Genomic DNA, 24,259 nt, shown 5'->3' on the forward strand with positions numbered 1-24,259 from the left:
CTTGTAGCTTGGCCCGTTCTGCCAGAGCAGCCTGCAGGGCCGGGTGGTCTGCAGCAGCAGATGCAAGCATAAATCAGTGGTCCGAGCAGATTACATCACCCATCAGGGACGACCACATCTGCAAATGAGCACATGCTGCACACGCACACCAAGTCTGATAACCCTACGCTAACCAGCTGTGCTTCCTTGCTAGATTGACAGTGCTGCAGCTTGAGATGAAAGACCCTGCAAGCTATGCATAAGCCACGCGTGTATGTCATGCATGCACGTCAAAGCATAACTCAGAGCATTGCCTACCTGCTGGTAGTGTGTACGTGTACAGTGCTGCTGCTCCATCTGGAAGCTACCTTGCTGGTAATCGAGTGTGCTGCAGCGACTCTACTTTGCAAGCTGTGCTTTCTTGCTAGGGTGAACAGTGACCAGTGCTGCAGTGGTTGCGGCAGGCCCTGCAGGCTCTACTTGAGTTGCGTGTGCATGCCATGCATCATGCTGTATTTGCGCAAGCCGCTCGTGCATGCCATGCATTACGTTGAGTTAGCATTGCCTACCTGCCGGCAGTGTGTACATGTACAGTGCTACTGCTCCCTCTGGAAGTACAGGAGGAGCCACAAGCACGCCCTCAACCTGCAGTGAACAGCAACAGCACAGGATCAGCATGCTAATAACAACTTGATAGAGCAGGTGGCAGCAGCAGCAGAGCAAAGCCAGTTTCATGCCCTTGGAAGCACAGAACGAGCCACTAGCATGCCCTCAAGCAGCAAGGCACCAACGCAGTAAACACATCTTTAAAAACCCATCAGCTGCCCAGGTTGACCACCCTGCATGGCTGTGACAATCCCAAGTGCTGAAATTTAAAGTGATGAACTCCATTGCTGTTGCAAGCAGAGTGGCGCACCTTCAGCGGCTGGAACACAAGCACCCGCTGCTGCTGCTGCTGCTCCGCCTGCTCAGTATCTGCAGCATCACCGGCTTGTTGCTGCTGCTGCTGCTGCTGCTCGCTCTTGTACTGCCCGTTCATCATCTGTGTTGCTATGTTGATGACGTTCACTGCCTTAGGCAACCAGTCCTCATTGTGTGCTACAATGCGCGTCAGGGCCTGCAAGCATAGTTGAAACATGCGTTGTGTCAGAACATGTGGTTTGTGTCAATGTCACTGCAGGGTCAGCAGGCACTAGAGTAGGAGTACTGTTGACTTTCACCTATGACTATTTGGGTAATGTGAAGGTCTGATGCTATTTTGGCTATTTCTCCAGCAACACTATGACTGTTTACTTTAACGAAGTGACCACCAAACTCTTTACAAAGCTTCTCACATGTTTCGACATGTAAACTTTCTTCCTTACTTAAAAAACGGTCGGGGTCTGCAACAAATACTGAATGTAAAGGAGCATTCATATAATTGGCAATTCTGGCGCCACGACGCAATAGCTGTACAGAATTTGGATATGTTGAAATACAAACTAAAACTCGTTCGTGGATATTGCAGCTTTGTCCACTGAGGTTAGAATTTCCATCATCTTCGACTGTATCTGCGACTTCCCGCAGCGCAAGTTCTCGCAATGCAATTAAATTACGTCGCTGGAAAAAATTCTCTAATGACTGCTCAATTTTGTCTAACCTGTAAATTTTGCCTTCTCGCAGTCGTTCTTCTAAAGTTTCTGGTGTTACATCTATTACCACAACTGCATCCGCTTCATCAAGTAAACGGTCGGGAATACGTTCGCGGACGACAACACCTGTAATCCTTGCTACTAAATCATTCAAACTTTCTAAGTGCTGAATGTTGACGGTAGAGTAAACATCAATCCCCGCTTGTAAAATCACTTCGACATCCTGATAGCGCTTTTCGCGTAATGAACCTGGGACATTTGTGTGAGCGAGTTCGTCAACCAAAACAAGCTGTGGGCAGCGTTCCAAAACTGCATCAGTATCGAACTCTTCTAAAGTCACATTTTGATAAAATATGGCTTTTCTCCCGATTAATTCGAGTCCAGTAGCTTTTTCTGCTGTTTCTTTACGTCCGTGCGTTTCAATAATACCAACAACGACATCAATACCTTCTGCCTTGAGTTGATGTGCCTCTTCGAGCATTTTATAGGTTTTGCCTACACCAGGCGCCATCCCAATAAAAATCTTGTGCTTTCCGCGTCGGGCCGGGCGAATGTATGTATTATCTGGAGAAGGAGAAGTAGAGGAATGATACATAGCTGATGATATAAATTAAGATGGTGTAAAAGCCAGTTATAATTTTTGGGGAAGTGAGACGGACAAACGGAATGATAATGTTTATTAAGATATTTTAATTTTATAACCATAAAAGTAAAAAAAAATACTTGCGCTTATGTAACTAACATTATGAGCGTACAAGGGTATAATTTGGGCAGAAAACTAATTGCTCGCACGCTACCTGATTCGTTTATTTAATCTCTGTACGAACTAAATGTCTTCTAGCTGTCTCAAAATACTTCTTGTTGAGGATGATGAACTGTTTCGTCTTGGTCTAAAAACTAGATTGCAGCAAGAACCGGGAATTGAAATCACTGCCGAAGCAGAAGACGGGGAAACAGCAGTTGAACTCGTTAACTCTCACGCTCTTGATATTGTTGTACTGGATGTCGGTTTACCTGGTATCGGTGGTATTGAAGCATGTCGCCAAATCAAACTTATCTTCCCGCAACTCCCAATTTTAGTATTAACCTCGCGTTCAGAGGCGACGCTTCTCGCGCGCTTGATAGAAGTCGGCGCCCAAGGTTACTGTCTAAAAGGAATTCCAGCACATTCACTTGTACTAGCAATTCGTTCAGTTGTAGCAGGTGCCTCATGGTGGGATGCCACGGCAACACAAGAAATTCGTTCGACTTTTGCAAGTAAGGAAAATAATTCAACAGCAGGAATATCAAATAATATAGTCAATACCAACAATCCTCTTACAGGACGCGAACTAGAAATACTCTTGCTTATAGCAACCGGAAAAACAAACCAGCAAATAGCCGAAACCCTATATATTACTCCGGGAACTGTTAGAGTTCACGTTCACGCAATATTACACAAGCTCGAAGTCGGCGATAGAAATGCTGCAATTACAGCAGCAGCAAGAAAAGGATTGATTAACCATCCACATTAAGTAATGTATCTTTATATTTCTGTTCCAGCCTTGTCAAAAATTTTATAAACTAATGTCAGTATTTTTAAAGTACAGATACTCCAACCCAAAACGCGCGTTCGCCAACGGCTACAATTAGCAATATTGTTTATAACTTAGCAATTTTGGAGTGTGATTTTATATTTTCTTATCAAAATCAAATGAACATATCACTCTTCCTAGTGAGTATTTCGGAATTTCTCGAAAATCTTTGCAATTAGGCGGTTCAACGGATTAATCTGTTCATGTGTGCTGGTTATCCTGAATACAACAACAGGTAATGCAGAAAGTGAGGATGTAATCATGAATATACAAGAATTTGAATCTCAATATCGCGACGCGATGGCTGAAACTCTTAACGAATTGCAAACGGCTATATTATTGTTAGCGCAAGTACAGCGTAAAATTAACCAAATTGGCAGTTCCGTGCAAACCTTGAGTCAAAGCGTTGAAGACTATATCACCAAGCAACAAGTTAATTGATTAACAATACTTACGTTAGGTTTTTTGGCTAAATTTATTTAGTGAAAAATTCTTTTAACAGCTATTTAGATGCCTTTAATAACTCTTCTTCAATTGCTGTTACTAGTTCGTTAAGATTAACAGGTTTGACAAAATAACGACTGGCGCCCAATTTCATCGCTCTGTCTTGGTCGGCTTTAAATGCAAAAGCTGAAACCACAATTACTGGTATTCTTGAGTACTTAGGTTTTTGCTTAATTTCTGTTAATACGGAGTACCCATCAATGTCTGGTAACTTTAAGTCTAAAAGTATTAATTCTGGTTGAAATTGCTCAACCGTGGTAAAAAATGTGGATGCTTCTGGTAAACCAGTCACATCGTAATTAAAATAACCTAAATAGTCACTTAGCAACATTCGATTCATATCGTTATCCTCTAATAGCAGAATACGTCTAGAAGGATACGATTCAAACTGGCGTTTAGTATCAAGTAATTGCGCTGTCATTTCTCCCTATAAGATTAGGTAAAAACTCAACGATAACTACTGGACTCAAAATAACTGCACAAAACTCGTTGAATTTATAAGTAAGGTTGTTTTATTTCATGCAGCCTGAAGTAATAAAAAATTAAGTATAATATATTATTATCTATGCTAGACAATATTAACTCAAGTTGTAAAGGTACGTAAAAACCTCTATTTAAAACGGCTGATTTGGTACTTTCCGTAGTCACCAGCAATTTTTGTCAGTCTTTGAGCGTTCATTAGATATTTATCCTATGGGAATAAAATTCTTGTAGTATTTAATTACTACAAGGATTCATCTTGGAAGTGCATTTTCTAGGAGTTATTTAAGCTTGCGTCGCTTGGCAAAAAAAACGAGTATAGCTAGTAAACCAACACTAGTAGCAGGTTCAGGCACTTTTCTTCTGGGAGCAGATGCTGGTAACTTCCAAGGACTTCGAGAAACTACCGGAATATTTGTATTAGTACTAGATGCATTTACTGGTTTGGTATCCAAATTGTAAAGATATATTTTTTTGTCACCAACCGTTTCTTGTGTAACTTGGCTTGCTTGCTTTACTTGGTTAAGGGTATTTTGCGTTTCTTGAAATAGACGATACTGAAGTTCGTTTTTCTCTTCGCTGTTTTTACTCAATACAGCTTGGCTAGTTAGTGGTATTCCAAGCAGTTCGTCACTTGGAATTGCGGCTTTATGTGGGTTATATAATGATTTTATTTGTTCTTCAGATAGTGTGTTCTTTAAGGATGTAGCTCGTGCTGGGGTTGTTACCATAACCCCTAATACAGTAATGATAAATATATATATAGTTATCTTTATATTTATATTTAAGTTTATACTGTCTTGATTTATGTCCAGTTTACTGCTCATAAATTATGACGAATGCCTATCAACTAGCTTTGATTGCGGAGTAATTATTTTTAAATTACGTCCGCAATCAGGATTTGTGTTAGATATATAACATGTTATTCAGTAATACTCCTGTAGTCTAGCTTGTGAATACTGAAATTTAAGGCAATCTTTATAAACTTATGGTTAAGTCGTGATAAAGAACTAGTAAATTTTATGTAGAAACTCTGCTATTCGTTGGACAGCAATTTCTAAAACTTCTGGTTCGCGAACGAGGGCAAAACGAACATAACCTTCTCCTGACTTACCAAACCCTGCACCAGGTGAAGCAGCTACTCCTGTTTCTTGAACAAGTTTGGTACAAAATTCAACTGAGTTTTGATGAACTGGCGCCGGTAGTTTTGCCCAGACGTACATTGTTGCTTCTGGTGTTGGTACGTTCCAACCAATATTACATAATGCATTTACAAAAGCATCACGGCGCCTTTTAAAAGTAGCAACAGTAGTCTCGACTCCTGTTTGAGGTCCAGTTAAAGCTGCAATGGCGCCGTTTAAAATTCCTCGGTACTGGTTAAAGTCAACGGCAGCTTTAACTTGACGCAGCGCGCGAATTAGGAGCGCGTTACCAATGGCGAAACCAATGCGAAAACCGCCCATATTATAAGACTTTGAGAGCGTGAAAAACTCTATAGATACGCTTTTTTCCGGGTCTGCTTGAAATATAGAAGGATTCTCCTGATTAGAGAAAATTAAATCAACGTAGGGAAAGTCATGAACGAGAACGATGTTATGCTGCTGGCAAAATACGACTGCTTCTTTGAAAAACGATAGTGGTGCAGTTGCGGCAGTTGGGTTATGTGGGTAACTTAGTACCATTAAGCGCGCTTTACTTAAAACATCCGCAGGAATATCGGTCAGTATAGGTAAAAAATTGTTTTCCGCGCGCAGTGGCATTGGATAAATTAGTCCAGAAGCTAAATATACTCCACCTGCGTGAGAAGGATAACCTGGGTCAAGTAGTAATGCGTAATCACCAGGGTTGAGAATTGCTAGAGGTAGATGAGCAGTTCCTTCTTGCGAACCGACTAGTGGCAATACTTCAGTTTCCGGGTTTACGGAAATACCGAACTTTTGCTTGTACCAATTTGCAGCAGCCACACGGAATTCTTGCGTGGCGCCAAAAAGTAAGTAACCGTGAGTAGATGGGTTGTTTAATGATTTAGCGATAGCATCAACAACATGTGGTTCTGCTGAACCGTCCGAAGAACCTAGCGATAAATCAATTAACTCTTTTCCTGCTGCCAAAGCTTTAGTTTTGGCAGTATCCATATCCGCAAATACATTCGTTTGCAGAGGGTGTAGACGTTTAGCAAACTGCATTTCAATAAATTTAATGACTAACACTGCTTGCAACCCGGTTTCTAGAAACCGGGTTTCTAGCTAGTTTAGTAGCTAGTTTAAATGGCTATCAATGAAGCTGAATAATTTGTCTTTACCAATGGCGCCTTCAGTAGCTGCCAAAAGTTTACCATCTTGAACTATCCGAAAAGCTGGTACACCTTCAACTTGGTACTGCTTGACAGTAGTCGGATTTGGGTCAACTTCCATTTTAACTACTTTCAGACGGTCGCCATAGGTACTAGCAGCATTATTCACCGTCATTGCCATTAACTTGCAAGGACCGCACCAAGAAGCCCAAAAGTAAAGTAATACGGGCTGCTCAGATTTCAAAACTTCAGTTTCAAACTCAGTATCTGTGATAGTAATTACACCCGTACTCATTCGCTTCTCCAATCAGGTGATATCGTTAATAATTGACATATAACTTAATGTATACCAAAGTTGACCTGAGTCCCAAACTATTTAAGGTTTTTTCTGGTCGGTAAGTAATTAACAATTGTTGCAATAGATTTAATTCATTTACGCTCAGACATCTACCATCTATCTGAGGTAAACGAGTAAAAAATCGAAAACAACAAGTTTTACTTGACCATGAACCGCGAACTTGAACTATTTACCATCGGTCACTCAAACTATAGCAGTGAAGCTTTTATCCAACTGCTCAAGCAACATCAAGTTACAGCAGTTGCGGATGTGCGCTCACATCCTTATAGTCGTCACCTTCCACATTTTACCCAAGCTAACCTCAAAGCTGCTTTAGTCGAAGCGAACATCCACTATGTTTTTTAGGTAAAGAGTTAGGCGCCAGACCAAATAATCGTAGCTGTTATGTTGATGGCAAAGCGCTATATGAAAAAATTGCTGCAACTGAAGAGTTTTCAAAAGGAATACAGCGTTTAATTACTGGCGCCCAAAAGCATCGAATAGCCTTGATGTGCGTGGAGAAAGACCCAATGACATGTCATCGTGCCATTTTAATATGTCACAATTTACGGCATCATGACTTAAAAATTAATCATATATTAAGTAACGGTACATTAGAATCGCACCAGCAACTCGAATCAAGATTGTTACAAAAATACGGGTTGCAAGACGAACAAGTTAATCAACCAGTTCAGCTATCGTTGTTTACAGAGACTAATTCTGTGGAAACACCAATGTCAAATAGTTCAATTGATTACAGACTAGAAATTGCATATCATCAGCAAAGCCAAGAAATCGCATACCAAGAACAAAAATATGAGTCGTCAAATTAATATGTATAGCATTCCTATATGAATTGTAAAAAATATATCTACGTAGAGACGCGATTAATCGCGTCTCTACAACGTGCGGATTTTACAAATGATTTAGGACTACTATAGTTTAGTCAAAAGCATAATTAAGTATAAAAAAGGTCAAAGCTATTAACTTTGACCTAATAATGTGCGATTTCAAGCTAAAATTTTCATTGTCGCTTTAACCAAGCATCTAAATCAGAAATATTTGAGAAATCTAAAAAGTCTTCTCCTAGTGCTTCAAGTTGCTCTGTTGTTAAAGCTTGGAGACGTTCAAGGATTGATGAGTCGATGGCGCCAAATTTTCGATTCAATTGACGACTCAAAAAGCGAAAAGCCTCATTTTTTTCTCCTCTTTCCTCTCCTCTTTCCTCTCCTCTTTTTTCTCCTATTTCTTCCCCTTTCTGTAATATATCTTGATAAATTACTGATTCTTTCATGATGTCCTCACTTAATAAATTACGAATCATGTTTTTGTCGAACTTTAAACCAGCTAATATTTGTGTGTATGCAGCAGTGTTTTGTCTATCATCTCTATCTGGAATTGTAGCAATCTTCTGGGCAACTTGGGATAGTAATTTTTCGGATGAAGTTGTTGCTGCTAACGGCGCCAGTGGTAATAACGCTTCACTGTTTAAAAATTGTTCCGGATTTTGTTCCCACATGCGAATGACTTTGTATTTATGGAGTGTGGTTTCATCCCTATACTCGTCTGTATAAGCGATTGGGTCGTTTGTGAACTGTAAGAAAATTACCACTTGTGTGACAGGAAGTTTGTATTGTCGCTTGAGTCTGACGGAGTAATCCAATTCTCTAAACGGTATTGGAGGTTCAGATTCAGGTCGAGTTTGGAATTCTATATGAAGAATGCGTTTTCCTGCTTTTAAGAATGATACGGAGTCCGCGCGCACTGGTTCAATGCTTAATTCCGTTTTTAGCACTTTAACTTTTTTTGCCCTTGTTGATATTAGCCATTTGGCAAAGTCAAGCGGATACTTTTCTGCTAGAATTTTACAAACGTTGTCGTAGCTCACTTTTGTGACCCTGTATTGTTGATGTTTTTAGAATATGTTAAATAATTGGATAGATGAAGAGCTTTTGTATAATTTGTTGCGGGTTTCCTGTAAAGTTTTTTATAGGTTTTAATAATTTGTAAATTTTAAATATTTCATTTTTAAAACCAAAAAGATATGTAAAATTACAAATAAAATCTGGTACTATAATAATAGTAGATGTAAAGGTTTATTGTGATAAAAGTAGATTCACTCGACCATCTTGTTTTAACGGTTAAAGATATTAGTACTACTGTAGACTTTTATTGTCGTGTTTTGGGGATGGAAGTTGTTACATTTGGTGAGGGAAGAAAAGCATTAAAATTCGGAAGGCAAAAAATTAATTTACATGAATATGGTAATGAGTTTGAACCAAAAGCGCATAATCCAACTCCAGGCGCCGCTGACTTATGCTTTATAATACAGCAACCTTTAGAAGAAGTGATTGATTATTTACTCGAATGTGGTGTAGTGGTGCTAGGGGAACCTGTAAATAGGACAGGAGCTAATGGTTCAATTGTTTCTATATATTTCCGCGACCCTGATTTGAATTTAATCGAAGTTTCAAATTATCTTAATTCAACAGGGTAGTTTAGAATAGCTCAGGAGCGTTGACTTTGAACAGCAAATACATTTTTCTCCAGCCCTAAGCAACTGATTGTTTTATATGTGTATTGAAGTTATTATTAAAGTAATTACTAAATTTTACCTACTTACATGGTAAGTGTAGCAAATAAATCTTATGTTGAGTATAAAGACAACGCTTACTGGGTTGAAGGTACTCGTATTTCTCTAGATTCTGTTGTGTATGCTTTCCGAAATGGGCAATCTCCTGAAAGCATTGTCAAAGATTTTCCATTGCTGACACTTGAACAGGTGTATGGGTCAATTACCTTTTATCTAGCTAACCGTGCTGAAATTGATACCTACTTGGCTAATAACTTATCTAAGTACCTTAAACATTAATCTATAAAAAGAGATTTCAAGAAATAAGTAAATATATTATATTACTGTGCAAGAGCATGACGTGTGAAAAAATTCCAAATAGTCTCAGTTGAATTTAAACCGAGCTTTTGATTAAACTTATTAATATTTTCGTCACTAGAGGCGCCACCGTACCACTGATGTCCACCATTAATTACAGCTAAGTGTAAAACTTCAGACCCTGAAGTACAATTGTTGTAAGCAATGGTTTTAACAGGAGAGTCACTACTTTTATCAGGTTCAAATGCAACATTTTTTATAGAACCTTGACATTGATTTTGTTCTCTCCAAAAGTCTACTGCTTCTGGAATTGAAACTAAGGCACTTTTTTTGGACGGTTCATCACCTTTATAATATACAGATTGGTCATTTGTGCCATTGATCATCAGCATTGATACGGGAGCTTGAGGTTGGCACTGCTGTATACGCTGAACAGGAAGAGAACCAGCAACAGAAGCAAAAGCGGCAATTTTATCAGATAGTGTACAAGCTAGAACTTGAGCAAATATCGCACCTTTAGAAAAGCCTGCAGCGTAAATTCTATTACTATCAATATTTAGGGTTTGCTGAAGATTATCGATTAAATGATTTACAAAGGAAATATCATCAATACCTTTACTATTTTGTTGCTTCAGCTTCCATTTATTGTCTATACCATCGGGATAAACAACAATAAAACCTTTTTGTTCTGCAAGTTTATTAAATTCAGAAACATTACTTATAGAGCGTCCGCTGCCACCATCGCCGTGAAAGACGAATACTAATGGCATAGAACGTTTCGCACTATATGATGAAGGAATATAAATATAATAGCTACGTAATAAATTTTGGTCTGTTAATTTTTGAGAACTGGCGCCAGCAGTAATTTTATTAGATGGAGTTAATTGTTGTGCATGAATTGGTTCACAAGCCGCAATTACACTGATAGAAAGTAACGTAATGAGCAACCGCTTCAAGGCACGAAAGTTATAATTTAGATTATTCATAATAAATATATTTAATTTTTTACTAGCTTAATTTTAATAAAAGTAGAGACGCTTTAACAAGTCATTACGTCTCTACAAACGGTATCGACTGACATCTGTTATAGTAGCCAACACGAGTGAAGGCGTATGTTGGCTTAAAAAATGGAGATGCTCGCGAAGAGAAGCGCAAAGCTAATTATTAACGAACATAAACCCAGTGCCCGTTTACAAAAACTCTTCTACCGCGTGTACGGAAAGCTTCTTCGCGCCGTCTAAGTTCTGCACGACGAGCTTCTTCGCGTCGTCTAAGTTCTGCACGACGAATTTCTTCACGACGAATTTCCGCGCGACGAGCTTCTTCACGACGAATTTCGCGACGTTCTTGTCTGATAGTTTCTGCTGCCGCTGGTTTTGCTGAAGCAGCCAATGTAGTAAGTGGAAGTCCAAGAAGAGCTACTGCAATTACACGTTTCATAAACGATTATGACCTCATTGATAAATTTAAACCCTCAAAACAGCGATATTTACTTATAGAGATCAGATATATAGGTTATGCACTTGATAACAAAATAAAATTAAATAAACATCCTGAAAGTATATACTGAATCTGATTGCTAACTTTAGTAAACCCAGAAGCTTTATTAGAGCTTGCGGGAAGCATGTTTTTTCTGGCTCTTTTACTGTAAAACATTGATTTTATAAATACCATGAATAAAAAGTCACTACTTAGGTATGACTAAAGTAATGGGTAAAAATGTAATCAACTGTACATACGCCTAAAGTATACCCCGTAGGGTGCGTGAAAGCTATTACAATCTATCAATATAATGAAAATCAAAGTGCTTTCACGCACCATCCTTAACAATTAAAATTTTAATTAATATAGAATAAGCAGTGTAATCCTCCGGCGCCTTCTATAGATACTATAAATTCAATAATTTTAAGCCAGGACGGAGAATTAATAGCAGCCAGTAGCAAAGATAATCAAATCAAGCTTTGGAAACTAATCAAATCAAATCAAAATAATTATAATTTCTCTTGTGGAATAGGCATCCCTGCCTGTTCCACAAAATAATCTTAATTAATAGCAAGTTCTCGAAACGAGTGGAGTATACTATAAAACTTGTCAAAATCAAAACTTACGGGGTCAATTCTTTGTCCAGAACGGTCTACCGCGCGGTGAGTAGTAATGCGTTCATCAGGGACATCGCTTTGTGCTACTAACCAAGCTAAAGAATTATACTGTTCATCTGTATAACCGCTATGGCTAGGAACGTTTTTATCCCATGCGTCGGGTGGTGTCTCCAACGAAACGTGATAAGCAAAGTTATTTACAGATGGCTTTAAAATGGAGTTTGTTTGTACTGTTTCCGAACCTAATGGTCCATCGAATACTGAGTTACCGGCACCAAACGCGCGTTTATCTGGTGGAACGAGATAAACAACCAAACCATCACGTGCGATTAAAGTATGATAACTGACTTGTTTGTTTTCGTCCTGTGAATTATTGGTTCTAAAAGTATTAACAGCGCTTTGTGCTGAATTTGAGGTTTCGTGGAGAACTATAATTGGTGCATTGCTTACAGGGGTACCAGTAACATCAGTGGCGAACCTATCCCCATAGTTACTTGGGTCTGCCCAGGCAACTACATATTTAGGAGTGTAGCTTTTAAAAGCATAAGTAGTACTGAAAGTACGTTTAGGTAACTGCGTTTTAGGTGGTGGGTTTGTTTTCTTTACAGGCGCCTTCTTCGGTGGTGCAGCTTGTACCTTATTCGCTTGTAAAGGATGATTATTTATAGGTTGATTATTTATAGGTTGATTATTTATAGGTTGATTATTTATAGGTTTGTTCGGTACTTGTACAGCAGGCGGCTTGATATCAGATTGATATTGAACTTTTGCTGGACTCCAAGCAGCTTGCTCCGAACTTGTATGGCGACCCAGTTTATCTGAGCTTCCAACGTCCTTACTACCCATAAAGAACACAATTACACCCAAGACTACTAAGAAAATAGCCAGCATTCTAGTTATCCAGACGCTATCTCGCATTTCCAATAATTACCCACGCTACTCTATGTAATTTTAATATCAGGTCTATGGTTATAAATAGGCAACCTATATACAGGCACAGAAATTCGTTAAGTTATTTCACCCCACAGTTTGTTTACGCAGCACTAATTAAAAAATATTCAAACAAATGTAGTCAATAATACAGATTTTTTTGTAGAGACGTAATTAATCCCTGCTGGAAAACCTCCGGTTTACACGTCTCTACTCTCTGTCTCCTGATTTACAAAATCTTTAAAAATTTCAGTAGAAATGCAGTTAGTCAAAAACCCCAAAAGTTAGAGAAAATATTAAGTTAAGTGGAACAAAACCACAATAACTCAATTTTAACAGAAAGTATGCCTAATTCCTTTCTCGAACACTTACATAGTCCCAACCGTCCGGTCATAGTGTTTGACGGTGCGATGGGTACAAACTTACAATCACAAAACCTCACTGCTGATGACTTTGGCGGTGCCGAGTACGAGGGTTGTAACGAGTACCTTGTCCATACAAACCCGGAAGCAGTGGCAAAAGTTCACCGTGACTTTTTAGCAGCAGGCGCCGATGTTATCGAAACAGATACTTTTGGTGGTACATCTACTGTGCTTGCTGAGTATAACCTGCAAGATAAGGTTTATTATCTTAACAAAACGGCAGCAGAACTGGCAAAACGCTGTGCTGAAGAATACTCTACACCAGAAAAACCTCGTTTTGTTGCTGGTTCGATTGGTCCAGGTACTAAGTTACCAACATTGGGACATATCGACTACGACACGATGAAAGACGCTTTTGCTCAACAGGCTTCGGCGCTTTGGGATGGTGGTGTAGATTTATTTATTATTGAGACATGTCAAGACGTGCTGCAAATAAAAGCTGCACTTAACGCTGTTGAAGAAGTGTTTGCCAAAAAAGGTGACAGGCGCCCAATAATGGTTTCCGTAACGATGGAAACAATGGGGACAATGCTAGTAGGAACGGAAATTAACGCCGTTGTAACTATATTGGAACCATATAAAATAGATATTCTCGGTTTGAACTGCGCTACAGGGCCTGACTTGATGAAACCACACATCAAGTATTTATCGGAGCATTCGCCGTTTATAGTTTCTTGTGTGCCTAATGCGGGTTTACCAGAAAACGTTGGTGGACAAGCGCATTATAAGCTTACGCCGATGGAACTGCGTATGTCGTTGATGCATTTTGTTGAAGACCTGGGTGTCCAAGTGATAGGGGGTTGCTGTGGGACAAGACCGGCGCATATTCAACAACTTGCAGAAATTGCAAAACAGCTTAAACCTGCTGAACGTCATCCACAGTTAGAACCTGCGGCAGCGTCTATATACAGCACACAAAATTATACTCAAGATAATTCCTTCTTAATTGTAGGGGAGAGACTTAACGCTAGCGGTTCTAAGAAATGCCGCGAAATGCTTAACGCTGAAGACTGGGATGGACTGGTGTCGATGGCACGCGCGCAAGTTAAAGAAGGCGCCCACATTTTGGATGTTAACGTTGACTATGTAGGACGCGACGGTGTTAGGGATATGCACGAGTTAGTATCCCGCATTGTTAATAATGTAAACTTGCCTTTAATGCTTGACTCAACCGAATGGGAAAAAATGGAGTCAGGACTTAAAGTAGCAGGTGGTAAGTGCATTCTTAACTCTACCAACTACGAAGACGGCGAAGAAAGATTTTTTAAAGTATTGGAACTTGCCAAGAAATATGGCGCCGGAGTAGTTATTGGTACAATTGACGAAGAAGGCATGGCAAGGACTGCAGATAAGAAATTTGAAATTGCCCAGCGCGCGTATCGTGCCGCCGTTGAATATGGCATACCTCCGTATGAAATATTCTTTGATACATTAGCTTTACCTGTTTCTACTGGGATTGAAGAAGATAGAGAAAACGGGAAAGCCACAATAGAGGCAATTCAGAGAATTCGTGAGAATTTACCTGGTTGTCACTTTATGCTTGGTGTATCAAATATATCCTTCGGTTTAAACCCAGCCGCGCGGATAGTATTAAACTCAATGTTCCTGCATGAAGCAATGCAGGTAGGAATGGATGGAGCAATAGTCAGTCCTAATAAAATATTGCCGCTTGCGAAGATTGAAGAGAAGCATCAAGAAGTTTGTCGCGACTTAATATATGACCAGCGCAAATTTGAAAACGACATCTGTGTATATGACCCCCTCACAATACTGACGACATTATTTGAAGGGGTAACAACCAAACGCGACAAAGGTGTTGACGAAAACCTTCCTGTAGAAGAACGTCTCAAACGTCATATTATTGATGGTGAGCGCATCGGTTTGGAAGATGCTTTAAAACAGGCGCTCTTAAAACACCCAGCTTTGGATATTATCAATATATTCTTGCTGGACGGCATGAAAGTAGTAGGTGAGTTGTTTGGTTCTGGACAAATGCAGCTACCATTTGTACTACAATCTGCCGAAACAATGAAGTCAGCAGTAGCTTTCTTAGAACCGTTCATGGAGAAAAGCGAAACTGAGGATGCCAATAGTGGTAAAGGAACGTTTATTATTGCCACAGTCAAAGGAGACGTTCACGACATCGGCAAAAACTTAGTAGATATTATCTTGTCCAACAACGGTTACAGGGTAATTAACCTCGGTATTAAACAACCTGTAGAGAATATCATCGAAGCATACAACAAATACAAAGCCGATTGTATCGCGATGAGCGGCTTACTGGTTAAGTCTACAGCGTTCATGAAAGAAAACCTCGAAACCTTCAACGAAAAAGGTATTACCGTACCTGTAATATTAGGAGGCGCCGCTTTAACACCCAAGTTTGTTTACGAAGACTGCCAAAAAGCCTATAAAGGTAGAGTTATCTACGGAAAAGACGCTTTTTCTGACCTACACTTCATGGACAAACTCATGCCCGCCAAAGCATCTACACAATGGGATGATATTAGCGGATTCTTAGGAGAATATGCAAGTGAGAACGAAGTAGGCAGAAACGCGCTTAAAGAAGAAGAAGATGCCAAGAAAAAACCTCAAGAACCAAGGGAAAAAGACACTCGTCGTTCTGAAGCAGTCGATATAAACATCGCGCGTCCCACACCACCTTTCTGGGGAACAAAGTTACTACAAAATGATGATATTCCTTGGGATGAAATATTCTGGCATTTAGACTTGCAAGCACTTGTAGCAGGTCAGTGGCAGTTCCGCAAACCTAAAGAACAAACAAAAGAGGAATATACAGCTTTCTTAGAAGAGAAGGTTTATCCTATTCTTGAAAAATGGAAAGCGCGCGTCGTTGAAGAGAATTTGTTGCACCCACAGGTATTATATGGGTATTTTCCTTGTAATGCTGAGGGGAATACATTATATATATATGATGGGCAGGATGCCCATCCCACAAAAGAGGTTGCTGCATTTGAATTTCCTCGTCAACGTTCTGGGCGCCGTTTATGTATAGCAGATTTCTTTGCGCCAAAAGAAACTGGTATTATAGATGTGTTTCCAATGCAAGCGGTGACAGTTGGAGAGATAGCAACAGAGTTTGCACAAAAGCTGTACAAAGACAATCAATACACAGATTACCTGTATTTCCACGGTTTAGCAGTGCAAACAGCAGAAGCTTTGGCTGAGTGGTCACATGCAAGAATACGCCGTGAGTTAGGGTTTGGCGCGCAGGAACCTGATAATATTCGGGATATGTTGGCACAAAGATATCAAGGTTCACGGTATAGCTTTGGTTATCCTGCTTGTCCAAATATTCAAGACCAGTATAAACAGCTGGAATTGTTGGGCGCCGAACGTATTAAGATGCACATGGATGAAAGTGAGCAATTGTACCCTGAACAAAGTACAACGGCTATTATTACTTATCACCCTGTAGCTAAATACTTCAGCGCGTAAATTTTTAACCGCTTGGGTTCAAACCCCAAGCTCATAGCGAAAGTCCTCTAAAGAGGACTAAAGAATTTTTAAATAATTTTTTATATGCTAGTCCGTTTCAACGGACTTTTGCTATGAGCCTTGGATTTTAATCCGAGGCAGGTTTGGATAATAAGCAGGCACCCGCAAAGAATTTTTAAATAATTTTTTATATGCTAGTCCGTTTCAACGGACTTTTGCTATGAGCCTTGGATTTTTAATCCGAGGCGGGTTTGGATAATACGCAGGCGCCAACTTAATAATTTTTTAATCATAAATTTGACTCTTTCTCGAAATTATATATTTACAAACCCAAGCAAGATAAGCTAAAACCGAAATTATTAAACTATCGATAAAATTACAGTTTCAAACAAATTATGGCATATTGGCGCCTGTATTATCATCTAGTTTGGGCAACCAAAGAACGACGAAAGCTAATTCCCGCAGAAAGAGAAGCAAACCTTTATGATTATATAATAGGAAAAGCTGATCACCTTGATTGCATTATTCACGCGATTGGCGGAATGGAAGACCATATTCATATTGTCACATCAATTCCACCAAGTTTAGCAATTTCGGAATTTGTCAAAAATATAAAAGGAAGCAGCGCGCACCACTTTAATTTAGAATCACCGTTAAATGCAGAAAAATTTAGCTGGCAACGTGGATACGGTGTTTTTTCAATGGGAACAAAGTATCTAGAGAATGCTATAGCTTATGTAAACAATCAAAAACAGCACCACACACAAGCAACTACTAACACACATTTAGAACGAGATGATTCTGAAGATGATGCACCAACTCAACAGGGAATAAAATATATAAAAGTTAATTAAGCCTTCATGCTCGCTGTCGGCTATAGATTCTTAAGTCGAGATAAAAAATAATAGTCCGTTTCAAAGGACTTTCGCTATGAGCCAGGGATTTTTAATCCCTGGTGGATTAATTAGTTTAAAATAACAACTCATGCAAAAAAGTATTGCCCGCATGTTCAAAATCATTATCGAGTGAAAAAGTTAAGCTGCGAACTCGAATATCTCCGACATATTTATCTAAAGGGTACTTTAAATAAGTTGGATAGAGCAAAATAGCTTCTTTGCAATTTTTGGAAACAGCATAAGCTATAACTTGCGCGACATCATCAGATGATACGCTGGTTGTATTCTTATATTTTGTATCAATAATAAAGCGAGGAACACCACTCAAGCTTTCATAAACTACTAAATCAGTTTTAAAATACAAGCTTTTGGCAATATTAATCCTTTCTTGATACTTGATCATCCAACCTTGAGGTAAATTTACTTTAAGCCATTCGGCAATAAATAATTCATATAACCTTGCCATATCCACAAGAAAAGGTAGCGCGATATATTGCCCTGTTTCATGGGTAGGAACAGAATTATCCAAAAATAATCGACAGAGATTGTGTAACAGTTCGTAATCCTGATTTAAACGATTATAATTTATTCCAATACAATCCTTTGAGCTATAAACTTGTAGCGTAACAAAACCTTGTAGTGCATGAAAAGCCCTTCGTACAGTCGCAGATACTTTTTCTGAACACAAACCGCTACGACCTATGATATAAACTGTCCATAGCAAAATTTGGTTGTCTATAATGTCAGCAGTGTGTTCTTGGTAATTACATGTTAATTTAACGTCCCAAGGTTTTTTAATTGCTTCTTGGACATTCAAACGTCCACGGACATATTTAAGTTGGTCGTTTCTATGTAGATAATTTCGATATAATCCTTGACGACAGCGCTCTAAAACTCTCTGGCAAAATAAATAAGCAAGCTGACTATAAAAATCTTGTATAGAGTCACAGTTTATTATCCCTTCTAAAAATTTAAAGCTTCTAAGTTTATAAGCATACTCTAACATTCCAAAAAGATTTTTTATAGGTACTTTAGGATTAAGCTTCAAGTGAATATCAGAAGTAATAGGGATATAACCTACCCATCCTTTTGCTTTTAATTTCCATTTATTGTTTGTTCTATAGTTTGGAAAATCTATCTCCAATTGATTTTTGTATTTCTCACATAACTCGATTCCAGCTAACTCATAAATGTCTTCTTTAACAAAATACTTTTCTTCATACTCGTTTAATTCAATAGTTTTTGCTTTATCTTGCTTCATACAGTTATTATATGCTGTACTTTTTGCCAACGAAATTCACTTACTTTATCTAATTGATTAAAAAAGAACTCTTCTAAATAAGGTTCAATTTCCATACACCAGATATCTTCAATATCTTCTTCCAAGCTCTCCGTTAGAAAGAAAGAAATACCAATTTCAAAATTTTTATCTGCTATTGATTGATTTACTTGTTGTAGAACTTGAATCAATCCATCTACGGCAAAACCTGTTTTTTGATGGTATTGCCGCAAAACTTCGTAATTTGGACGAATTTCAATAAATGCAAAACGACGACGCAGTGCATAGTCAACTAGTGCAATTGACCTATCTGCTGTATTCATAGTGCCAATGATGCGAACATTTTTTGGGATGCGAAACATTCCACCAGTAGCAAGAGGTATTTCTCTATCACGATATTCAAGTAAATACATTAACTCGCCAAAAACTTGAGACAGATTTGCGCGATTAATTTCATCAATAATTAGAACACAAGTATCTTGACAAGTTTCTGCCTTTTCACAAAATTCTATAAATCTGCCTGGAAGAAGTGGATAAGTTAAATCTCCATCTTCACTTTGAGGTCGGATACCTTGAACAAAATCTTCGTAACTATACCCAGCATGAAATTGTATCAGTTCCCAAAAGGCATCAGATCCAGCAATTAAGCTTCTTGCAATGCTTTCAGCAATAAATGTTTTTCCACTTCCTGGTGAACCACACAATATTATTTGACCTTTTCTATTAAGCACATGCAACCATCGTTTTAATTTAGCCTCATCATAGCCAGTATCTTTAGCACACTGACTTAAACTATATTCTTTTTCAACTTTAATACTCTTAGCTATTTCAATTGAAATGTTACTACTATTAGTATTTTGAGAGTCTACTGACTTAATATTTGATACTCGAAAAGAGTCTATATATACTCTAATTCTATGCACTGGGTCATTAGATGTAGCTACTAACATTAAAGGGAATAGTCCTTCAAAGGTTGACTTAATTTTAATTGCTAACTGTTGAATAGAACATTGAAGTATATCAACCTTTTTAATATGTACACTTGCTTGTATATTTTTTGTCTTACTATTTTGTCTTGATAAATGTTTTAGCCAGTCGCCTAAACGATTAATACGATCAAGCTTTTTTTCGGAGTGTAAAGTACAATCACTTTCAATATGAGTATGCTGAAGAATAATTTCCTTTAAGTCACGACAAGTTAGGTAATTACGTATAAATTTTTGTTTATCATCACTATTTTTAGATATAAAAAATCCAAAGTAAAAGTTGTCATTTGTAATTGTCAAAAAGAAATGAGCATTGTTATTATTATAATTTTTTATATAAAAGCAGCATTCGTATCTGTTTTCTGATGGTTTGTTTGATACACAATGTTGTATATCTAGTTGTTCAATAATATAATTAGATAATTGAGATATTACTTCATCAACAATATTATTTGTTGGTTGAATAACATATTTATCAAATTCGTTCTGATGGGCTAAGTAAAATTTTAAAGTTTCTTTTTTAGCAAGAAGTTCAAATGTTTCGTGATATAATGGGCAATCAGGGTGTACTACGTTAGTCATTTTACTAATAACTTATAAATTTTGCTTTTTTAGACTAGCGAATAATTATACCCTTGCTCAAACAGTAGTGCGACAGGATAAATTAAAATTATTAGTCTACGACCCAATGGCTGGAGGCGCCAGTAAAATGGATAAACTAGAACAGTATCGCCAACATATACAAACTGTCTTAACCAGGCACGGTAGCTACAAACCCAAGCAGCAAGACATTGAAAACGAGCTAATCTTTGATACAACACATCACCACTATCAATTAATGCGCGTTGGTTGGAATGGTTTACACCGTGTATATCAGAGTGTAATGCACTTTAACATTAAAAATGGGAAAATTTGGATTCAGCAAAACATGACGGATGTTGACCTTGCGCTGGAACTTTTAGAGATGGGAGTGTTAAAGGAAGATATCGTACTAGGGTTACAACCACCATACAAACGTCCGTACACTGGATACGCTGTGGCTTGATGTAAACTTGTACAGCATAGGGAAAATTTATGAAAGCGAAACTTTATGACCAAATTAAAACATTGGTTGAAATAAAGGACGATTTTAGTAGTCAGTTAATTCCTCAAAATACTTTGGGTACTGTTGTTGAATGTTATGAAAACCCAGAAGGCTATGCGGTAGATGTAGCTATACCTAATTCTAATTTCATTGGAGGCTTTGAGTACTTTAATATAATAGTTTGTCCTGGGCAATTTATTTTTGCGGATACTACAGAATGACTAGCAATGGTGTAAGTAAATCAGTCTTTCACTAGATATTATGTTATGCTACAAGTATTACATAAATGTTGGTACACTGGCGCCTTTTGGAATGCTACTTACTTAACAACTTTCGCGTAGATGCGCTTGTAGGTTGGGTAAAGGTTTTGAGTGATTGGCTGTTGGGTTCCAATCGGACACCCAACCTACAATTAAGTTTCGTAGTAGGCGCCGTCCTTTGATATATTAGATGGGCGCCTTGGATACCCACGTGACAGGCATTTAGTAGTTGATACAATTAGATAAAGCCCATAATGCTTGTATAAGGAGAGAAGTCATATGCTAATGGCGCCTAGCGAAAAGAACATATGGAAAAAATTACCTTCAAAAAACCATGTTAACCAAGGTTTGGATAATAAGAACGATTATCAACTTGCTTTTGGAGGTAAAAAAATAATCCAGATGGTGGGTAGTGAGAAGTTACCCGTTTTAGCTCGTTTATTAGATAATCCTAATTACATAGATATAAATAACTTTTATCAAAGACGATTATCTTGGGATAAACAAGCGCAGTCAAGGTTAATTGAATCGTTTTTATATAATTTCCCAGTTCCGTCCATTACTTTATATCAGAAAGGGCATAACTCATATATAGTGATTGATGGTAAACAAAGAATTCTTGCAATCAAAGATTTTTATGATAATAAATTACAGCTTACAGGTTTAGAATTAAACCCTGAGCTTAACAAACTTACATATAATCAAATACCTGAGAACTTCAAGGAAAATATTAATCGTCGCCCAATAGATACAGTTGTGCTGCTTACGGATAACACTTTTAATGCCGAAGAAGTATCTCAGCAAAACAAAATAATTTTTGAACGACTAAATAGAACAAGCATCAGCGAACCTTTGACAAATCAAGAATTTCGTAGCTATGTTTACTATGGCAAGTTAAATCAATTATTAATTGATTTAGCGTCTAGCAGTATATTTGCCTCATCTTGGGAAATAGCCATAGATGAACCAGATAAATTAGCTATGAACAAACTTCATCAAAATATGGAAGACGCTGAATTGATTCTAAAGTTTTTTGCGCTTCGTCATCTACAAGGTTATCAAGGAAAATTACAAGATTTTCTTGACATTTACATGTTTAGAAGCATGAATTTTAAGAATGAGGATATTCAATTTCTTAAAGAGATTTTCCTTAAAACAATAACACTAGCTCACGATATATACAAAGAGAATCTCTTCAAACCTTTTAATGTAAGATTAAATAATTGGGTTGAAAAAGCAGATAAAGCCTATTATATTGCTGTTATGGTTGGATTGAGTAAACATTTGCACTCCTCTGATATATTAGTCGAGCGTAAATTGAGAATAGTTGAAGAAACGAAGAAGATATTTGAAAAAGTTGAATTTGGTTTATTTACAGATAATATGGATATTACAACTGATATCCTTCAAAGGAAAATTCAACTGTTCGATGATATGCTTTCTAGGGTGATTGCAGGATAAAATTTAATGTTTCAGAATATTCTGGAGACAGTTCGAGAGCATATTTCCGCTGTCCGTCTTACTACAAAAACCAATAATAATTTAAGAGACTTGATTAGTAGGCAGTCAGCAGAAGAGGAGCTAGAGTTAATCGCCAAACTAAAGCAAGATATTCCTAGTACTGAACAGTCAATAACTTATGAACATTGTGCTGTAGTTACAAGATTATATTCAATTTATGAAAGCTTTGCCGAAGATTTAGTCAAAAATTGGCTACTTATTTTACCAAAAATATACTTCAATTACTCTGACCTAGATGAAAGAATAAAAAATACCCATTAGATAGGAGTAGGTAAGCTGTTAACTAATTTACATAAAAATAGGTATAAGCATCTTCCTATAGAAAAAGTTATGAGTGGTATATATTCGGGAGTAACAGTTAATCAAGGGTACCAACTACTACCTGAAGCTTTCCTGATTCATGAACAGAATTTACGTAGAGAAATTCTAGAGCAATTTTTAGCAGATGCTGGCATTTTAAACGTATGGAGTTGGATTGAGAAGCATAGAAAAGTTCAAATTTTTATAGAGCAGGTGAAAGGAAATAGAAGTACGGCTGAAGCTGAACTTCTTCGTTTAATTAACTACCGTAATGAAGCTGCTCATGGAACGCCACAAAAAATTCTTAACACTAAATCATTGCTTGAATTTTGTAATTTTGTAGAAGCTTTATGTGAAGCTCTTACAGAGTTGATGACTTATACAGTTATTCAACAACAGGAATTTGTAGGACAAGCACAAGAAATAAGCACAATTACAGAATGGTTTAAAACTCCTAAAGCGGCAATAGTGAAAATGCAATCTTGTACTTCTTTATCTGTTGGAGCAAGTATTTTTCTTGTCAGTGAAGCTTACTGTCAGTTAGCTCAAATTGAAAGTATTCAAGTTAACGATGAATCAATTAACGTAGTGCAAACTGTTTTAGGACAAGAAGTAGGTTTAAAATTTGATATTGAAGCCAAAAGAGGTTTGCGTGTATATCAATGTTCGTAGCGTGGGCACTGCCTATCAGCTTAATACGGTCAAGATACTCTTTTCCGACTGTCCTGCATTTGTCTTGAAACAACGGCACCAACAATAATCATATTAATTCCCATTCTTCAACCTTGAATATAGAACTAGATGTAACTGGATAGTTAGTACAGTAATGCACGTAACCTTTAGTAAAATCTTGTGCTATACTACAAATGCTACATAAGTATTGATATATAGGCGCCGTCCTTTAATGTAGGTGGGCGCAAACGTATACTCACGTAACACAGATAAATTAGTAGTTGATACAATTAGATAAAGCATGATGCTTGTATAAGGAGAAGATGATATGAGTCTGGCGCCTTGCGTACCATTATGCCATTGGTAAAGTTCATAAACTTCTTCAGGTAAAGAGAACGGGAAGTCTTTGACTAACTCCTCTATTTCTTGACGGTTTAATCCTGGTTGCAGCTTAGAGGCAACTTCAGGTTTGTACTTAAGAAGCTTTTCTCGGATTCTTTCTAATGCTTCTATTAAAACAGACATAATTACTCGTTATTGTTTATAAATTCATCTGGCTATCAAGTTAAATAAAATTTTAGCTTTATACTGCCTCTACTTGTAATAGCTTTACATAATTTAGTACCATAGTATTAAACGACTAACTTGATACATGACAGCTAC

25 protein-coding genes and 2 pseudogenes are annotated in these 24,259 nt (G+C 37.7%); 14 read left to right on the forward strand and 13 right to left on the reverse strand.

The window, feature by feature from the left end:
- Window positions 1–796: 796 nt before the first annotated feature.
- Entirely contained in the window at window positions 797–1,048 is a 252-nt protein-coding gene (locus AC2JBO_RS12760; RefSeq protein WP_496954031.1) for a hypothetical protein, read from the reverse strand.
- A 113-nt stretch (window positions 1,049–1,161) separates the two neighbouring features.
- The gene (locus AC2JBO_RS12765; RefSeq protein WP_496954032.1) at window positions 1,162–2,205 is read right to left on the reverse strand and encodes a sensor histidine kinase KdpD; all 1,044 of its coding nucleotides are present in this window, start codon (window positions 2,203–2,205) and stop codon (window positions 1,162–1,164) included.
- 235 nt (window positions 2,206–2,440) lie between these two features.
- Between AC2JBO_RS12765 and AC2JBO_RS12770 the strand changes: the two genes are divergently transcribed.
- On the forward strand, window positions 2,441–3,124 hold the full coding sequence (locus AC2JBO_RS12770; RefSeq protein ID WP_496954033.1) for a response regulator transcription factor: 684 nt from the start codon (window positions 2,441–2,443) through the stop codon (window positions 3,122–3,124).
- A gap of 321 nt (window positions 3,125–3,445) precedes the next feature.
- On the forward strand, window positions 3,446–3,625 hold the full coding sequence (locus AC2JBO_RS12775) for a hypothetical protein (protein ID WP_496954034.1): 180 nt from the start codon (window positions 3,446–3,448) through the stop codon (window positions 3,623–3,625).
- Window positions 3,626–3,686: 61 nt separating this feature from the next.
- Here AC2JBO_RS12775 and AC2JBO_RS12780 read toward each other — a convergent pair whose 3' ends face one another.
- The 4 genes from AC2JBO_RS12780 to AC2JBO_RS12795 all read right to left on the reverse strand — a co-directional run bounded on the left by AC2JBO_RS12780 (window position 3,687) and on the right by AC2JBO_RS12795 (window position 6,756).
- Complete coding sequence (locus AC2JBO_RS12780; protein WP_496954035.1) at window positions 3,687–4,109, reverse strand: response regulator; 423 nt, start codon at window positions 4,107–4,109, stop codon at window positions 3,687–3,689.
- A 340-nt stretch (window positions 4,110–4,449) separates the two neighbouring features.
- A complete protein-coding gene (locus AC2JBO_RS12785; RefSeq protein WP_496954036.1) occupies window positions 4,450–4,899 on the reverse strand; it encodes a PEP-CTERM sorting domain-containing protein in 450 nt (149 codons plus the stop codon).
- A gap of 279 nt (window positions 4,900–5,178) precedes the next feature.
- Complete coding sequence (locus tag AC2JBO_RS12790; RefSeq protein WP_496954072.1) at window positions 5,179–6,354, reverse strand: LL-diaminopimelate aminotransferase; 1,176 nt, start codon at window positions 6,352–6,354, stop codon at window positions 5,179–5,181.
- Between the two features lie 72 nt (window positions 6,355–6,426).
- Window positions 6,427–6,756: a thioredoxin family protein gene (locus tag AC2JBO_RS12795; protein WP_496954037.1), complete on the reverse strand. Its 330-nt coding sequence runs from the start codon at window positions 6,754–6,756 to the stop codon at window positions 6,427–6,429.
- Window positions 6,757–6,966: 210 nt separating this feature from the next.
- Here AC2JBO_RS12795 and AC2JBO_RS12800 point away from each other — a divergent pair, with 210 nt between their 5' ends.
- The 3 genes and pseudogenes from AC2JBO_RS12800 to AC2JBO_RS12810 all read left to right on the forward strand — a co-directional run bounded on the left by AC2JBO_RS12800 (window position 6,967) and on the right by AC2JBO_RS12810 (window position 7,631).
- Window positions 6,967–7,164, forward strand: a complete 198-nt coding sequence (locus tag AC2JBO_RS12800) for a DUF488 family protein (protein ID WP_496954038.1) — start codon at window positions 6,967–6,969, stop codon at window positions 7,162–7,164.
- Between the two features lie 62 nt (window positions 7,165–7,226).
- Window positions 7,227–7,292: pseudogene (locus AC2JBO_RS12805) on the forward strand (hypothetical protein); the annotation flags it as partial.
- A gap of 36 nt (window positions 7,293–7,328) precedes the next feature.
- Window positions 7,329–7,631: a hypothetical protein gene (locus AC2JBO_RS12810; RefSeq protein WP_496954039.1), complete on the forward strand. Its 303-nt coding sequence runs from the start codon at window positions 7,329–7,331 to the stop codon at window positions 7,629–7,631.
- A 191-nt stretch (window positions 7,632–7,822) separates the two neighbouring features.
- Here the strand turns inward: AC2JBO_RS12810 and AC2JBO_RS12815 are convergent, their stop codons facing one another.
- Window positions 7,823–8,686, reverse strand: a complete 864-nt coding sequence (locus tag AC2JBO_RS12815) for an Rpn family recombination-promoting nuclease/putative transposase (protein ID WP_496954040.1) — start codon at window positions 8,684–8,686, stop codon at window positions 7,823–7,825.
- Window positions 8,687–8,899: 213 nt separating this feature from the next.
- Here AC2JBO_RS12815 and AC2JBO_RS12820 point away from each other — a divergent pair, with 213 nt between their 5' ends.
- Window positions 8,900–9,295, forward strand: a complete 396-nt coding sequence (locus AC2JBO_RS12820) for a VOC family protein (RefSeq protein ID WP_496954041.1) — start codon at window positions 8,900–8,902, stop codon at window positions 9,293–9,295.
- Between the two features lie 126 nt (window positions 9,296–9,421).
- The gene (locus AC2JBO_RS12825; RefSeq protein ID WP_496954042.1) at window positions 9,422–9,670 is read left to right on the forward strand and encodes a DUF433 domain-containing protein; all 249 of its coding nucleotides are present in this window, start codon (window positions 9,422–9,424) and stop codon (window positions 9,668–9,670) included.
- Window positions 9,671–9,711: 41 nt separating this feature from the next.
- On the opposite strand, the gene AC2JBO_RS12830 is transcribed toward AC2JBO_RS12825, so the two are convergent.
- From AC2JBO_RS12830 to AC2JBO_RS12840, 3 genes are all read right to left on the reverse strand, one after another.
- Entirely contained in the window at window positions 9,712–10,674 is a 963-nt protein-coding gene (locus tag AC2JBO_RS12830; RefSeq protein ID WP_496954043.1) for an extracellular catalytic domain type 1 short-chain-length polyhydroxyalkanoate depolymerase, read from the reverse strand.
- A gap of 178 nt (window positions 10,675–10,852) precedes the next feature.
- The gene (locus AC2JBO_RS12835) at window positions 10,853–11,128 is read right to left on the reverse strand and encodes a hypothetical protein (RefSeq protein ID WP_496954044.1); all 276 of its coding nucleotides are present in this window, start codon (window positions 11,126–11,128) and stop codon (window positions 10,853–10,855) included.
- Between the two features lie 602 nt (window positions 11,129–11,730).
- On the reverse strand, window positions 11,731–12,705 hold the full coding sequence (locus AC2JBO_RS12840) for an N-acetylmuramoyl-L-alanine amidase (protein ID WP_496954045.1): 975 nt from the start codon (window positions 12,703–12,705) through the stop codon (window positions 11,731–11,733).
- Window positions 12,706–13,061: 356 nt separating this feature from the next.
- Here AC2JBO_RS12840 and metH point away from each other — a divergent pair, with 356 nt between their 5' ends.
- Window positions 13,062–16,598, forward strand: a complete 3,537-nt coding sequence (gene metH / locus AC2JBO_RS12845; protein ID WP_496954046.1) for a methionine synthase — start codon at window positions 13,062–13,064, stop codon at window positions 16,596–16,598.
- Between the two features lie 395 nt (window positions 16,599–16,993).
- A complete protein-coding gene (gene tnpA, locus AC2JBO_RS12850) occupies window positions 16,994–17,452 on the forward strand; it encodes an IS200/IS605 family transposase (RefSeq protein ID WP_496954047.1) in 459 nt (152 codons plus the stop codon).
- A 115-nt stretch (window positions 17,453–17,567) separates the two neighbouring features.
- Here tnpA and AC2JBO_RS12855 read toward each other — a convergent pair whose 3' ends face one another.
- Together AC2JBO_RS12855 and AC2JBO_RS12860 are read right to left on the reverse strand one after the other, a co-directional pair.
- On the reverse strand, window positions 17,568–18,755 hold the full coding sequence (locus tag AC2JBO_RS12855) for an McrC family protein (RefSeq protein ID WP_496954048.1): 1,188 nt from the start codon (window positions 18,753–18,755) through the stop codon (window positions 17,568–17,570).
- Window positions 18,752–20,341: an McrB family protein gene (locus tag AC2JBO_RS12860; protein WP_496954049.1), complete on the reverse strand. Its 1,590-nt coding sequence runs from the start codon at window positions 20,339–20,341 to the stop codon at window positions 18,752–18,754. The genes AC2JBO_RS12855 and AC2JBO_RS12860 overlap by 4 nt, the downstream gene beginning before the upstream one ends.
- A 127-nt stretch (window positions 20,342–20,468) precedes the next feature.
- Here AC2JBO_RS12860 and AC2JBO_RS12865 point away from each other — a divergent pair, with 127 nt between their 5' ends.
- The 5 genes and pseudogenes from AC2JBO_RS12865 (at window position 20,469) to AC2JBO_RS12885 (ending at window position 23,596) form a co-directional block, all read left to right on the forward strand.
- Window positions 20,469–20,804: a XisI protein gene (locus AC2JBO_RS12865; RefSeq protein ID WP_496954073.1), complete on the forward strand. Its 336-nt coding sequence runs from the start codon at window positions 20,469–20,471 to the stop codon at window positions 20,802–20,804.
- A gap of 29 nt (window positions 20,805–20,833) precedes the next feature.
- Window positions 20,834–21,064: a hypothetical protein gene (locus AC2JBO_RS12870; protein WP_496954050.1), complete on the forward strand. Its 231-nt coding sequence runs from the start codon at window positions 20,834–20,836 to the stop codon at window positions 21,062–21,064.
- A gap of 65 nt (window positions 21,065–21,129) precedes the next feature.
- Window positions 21,130–21,285 carry a hypothetical protein gene (locus tag AC2JBO_RS12875; RefSeq protein ID WP_496954051.1) on the forward strand — a complete coding sequence of 52 codons (156 nt, stop codon included), beginning with the start codon at window positions 21,130–21,132 and terminating at the stop codon, window positions 21,283–21,285.
- A gap of 103 nt (window positions 21,286–21,388) precedes the next feature.
- Window positions 21,389–22,564, forward strand: coding sequence for a DUF262 domain-containing protein (locus AC2JBO_RS12880; protein WP_496954052.1), 1,176 nt, complete (start codon window positions 21,389–21,391; stop codon window positions 22,562–22,564).
- A gap of 6 nt (window positions 22,565–22,570) precedes the next feature.
- Window positions 22,571–23,596, forward strand: a pseudogene (locus AC2JBO_RS12885) (MAE_28990/MAE_18760 family HEPN-like nuclease).
- 183 nt (window positions 23,597–23,779) lie between these two features.
- On the opposite strand, the gene AC2JBO_RS12890 reads toward AC2JBO_RS12885, so the two are convergent.
- The gene (locus tag AC2JBO_RS12890; protein ID WP_496954053.1) at window positions 23,780–24,121 is read right to left on the reverse strand and encodes a hypothetical protein; all 342 of its coding nucleotides are present in this window, start codon (window positions 24,119–24,121) and stop codon (window positions 23,780–23,782) included.
- Window positions 24,122–24,259 lie beyond the last annotated feature (138 nt).

The sequence above is a fragment of the Calothrix sp. CBUCES-K 9914 genome (genome assembly GCF_059640475.1).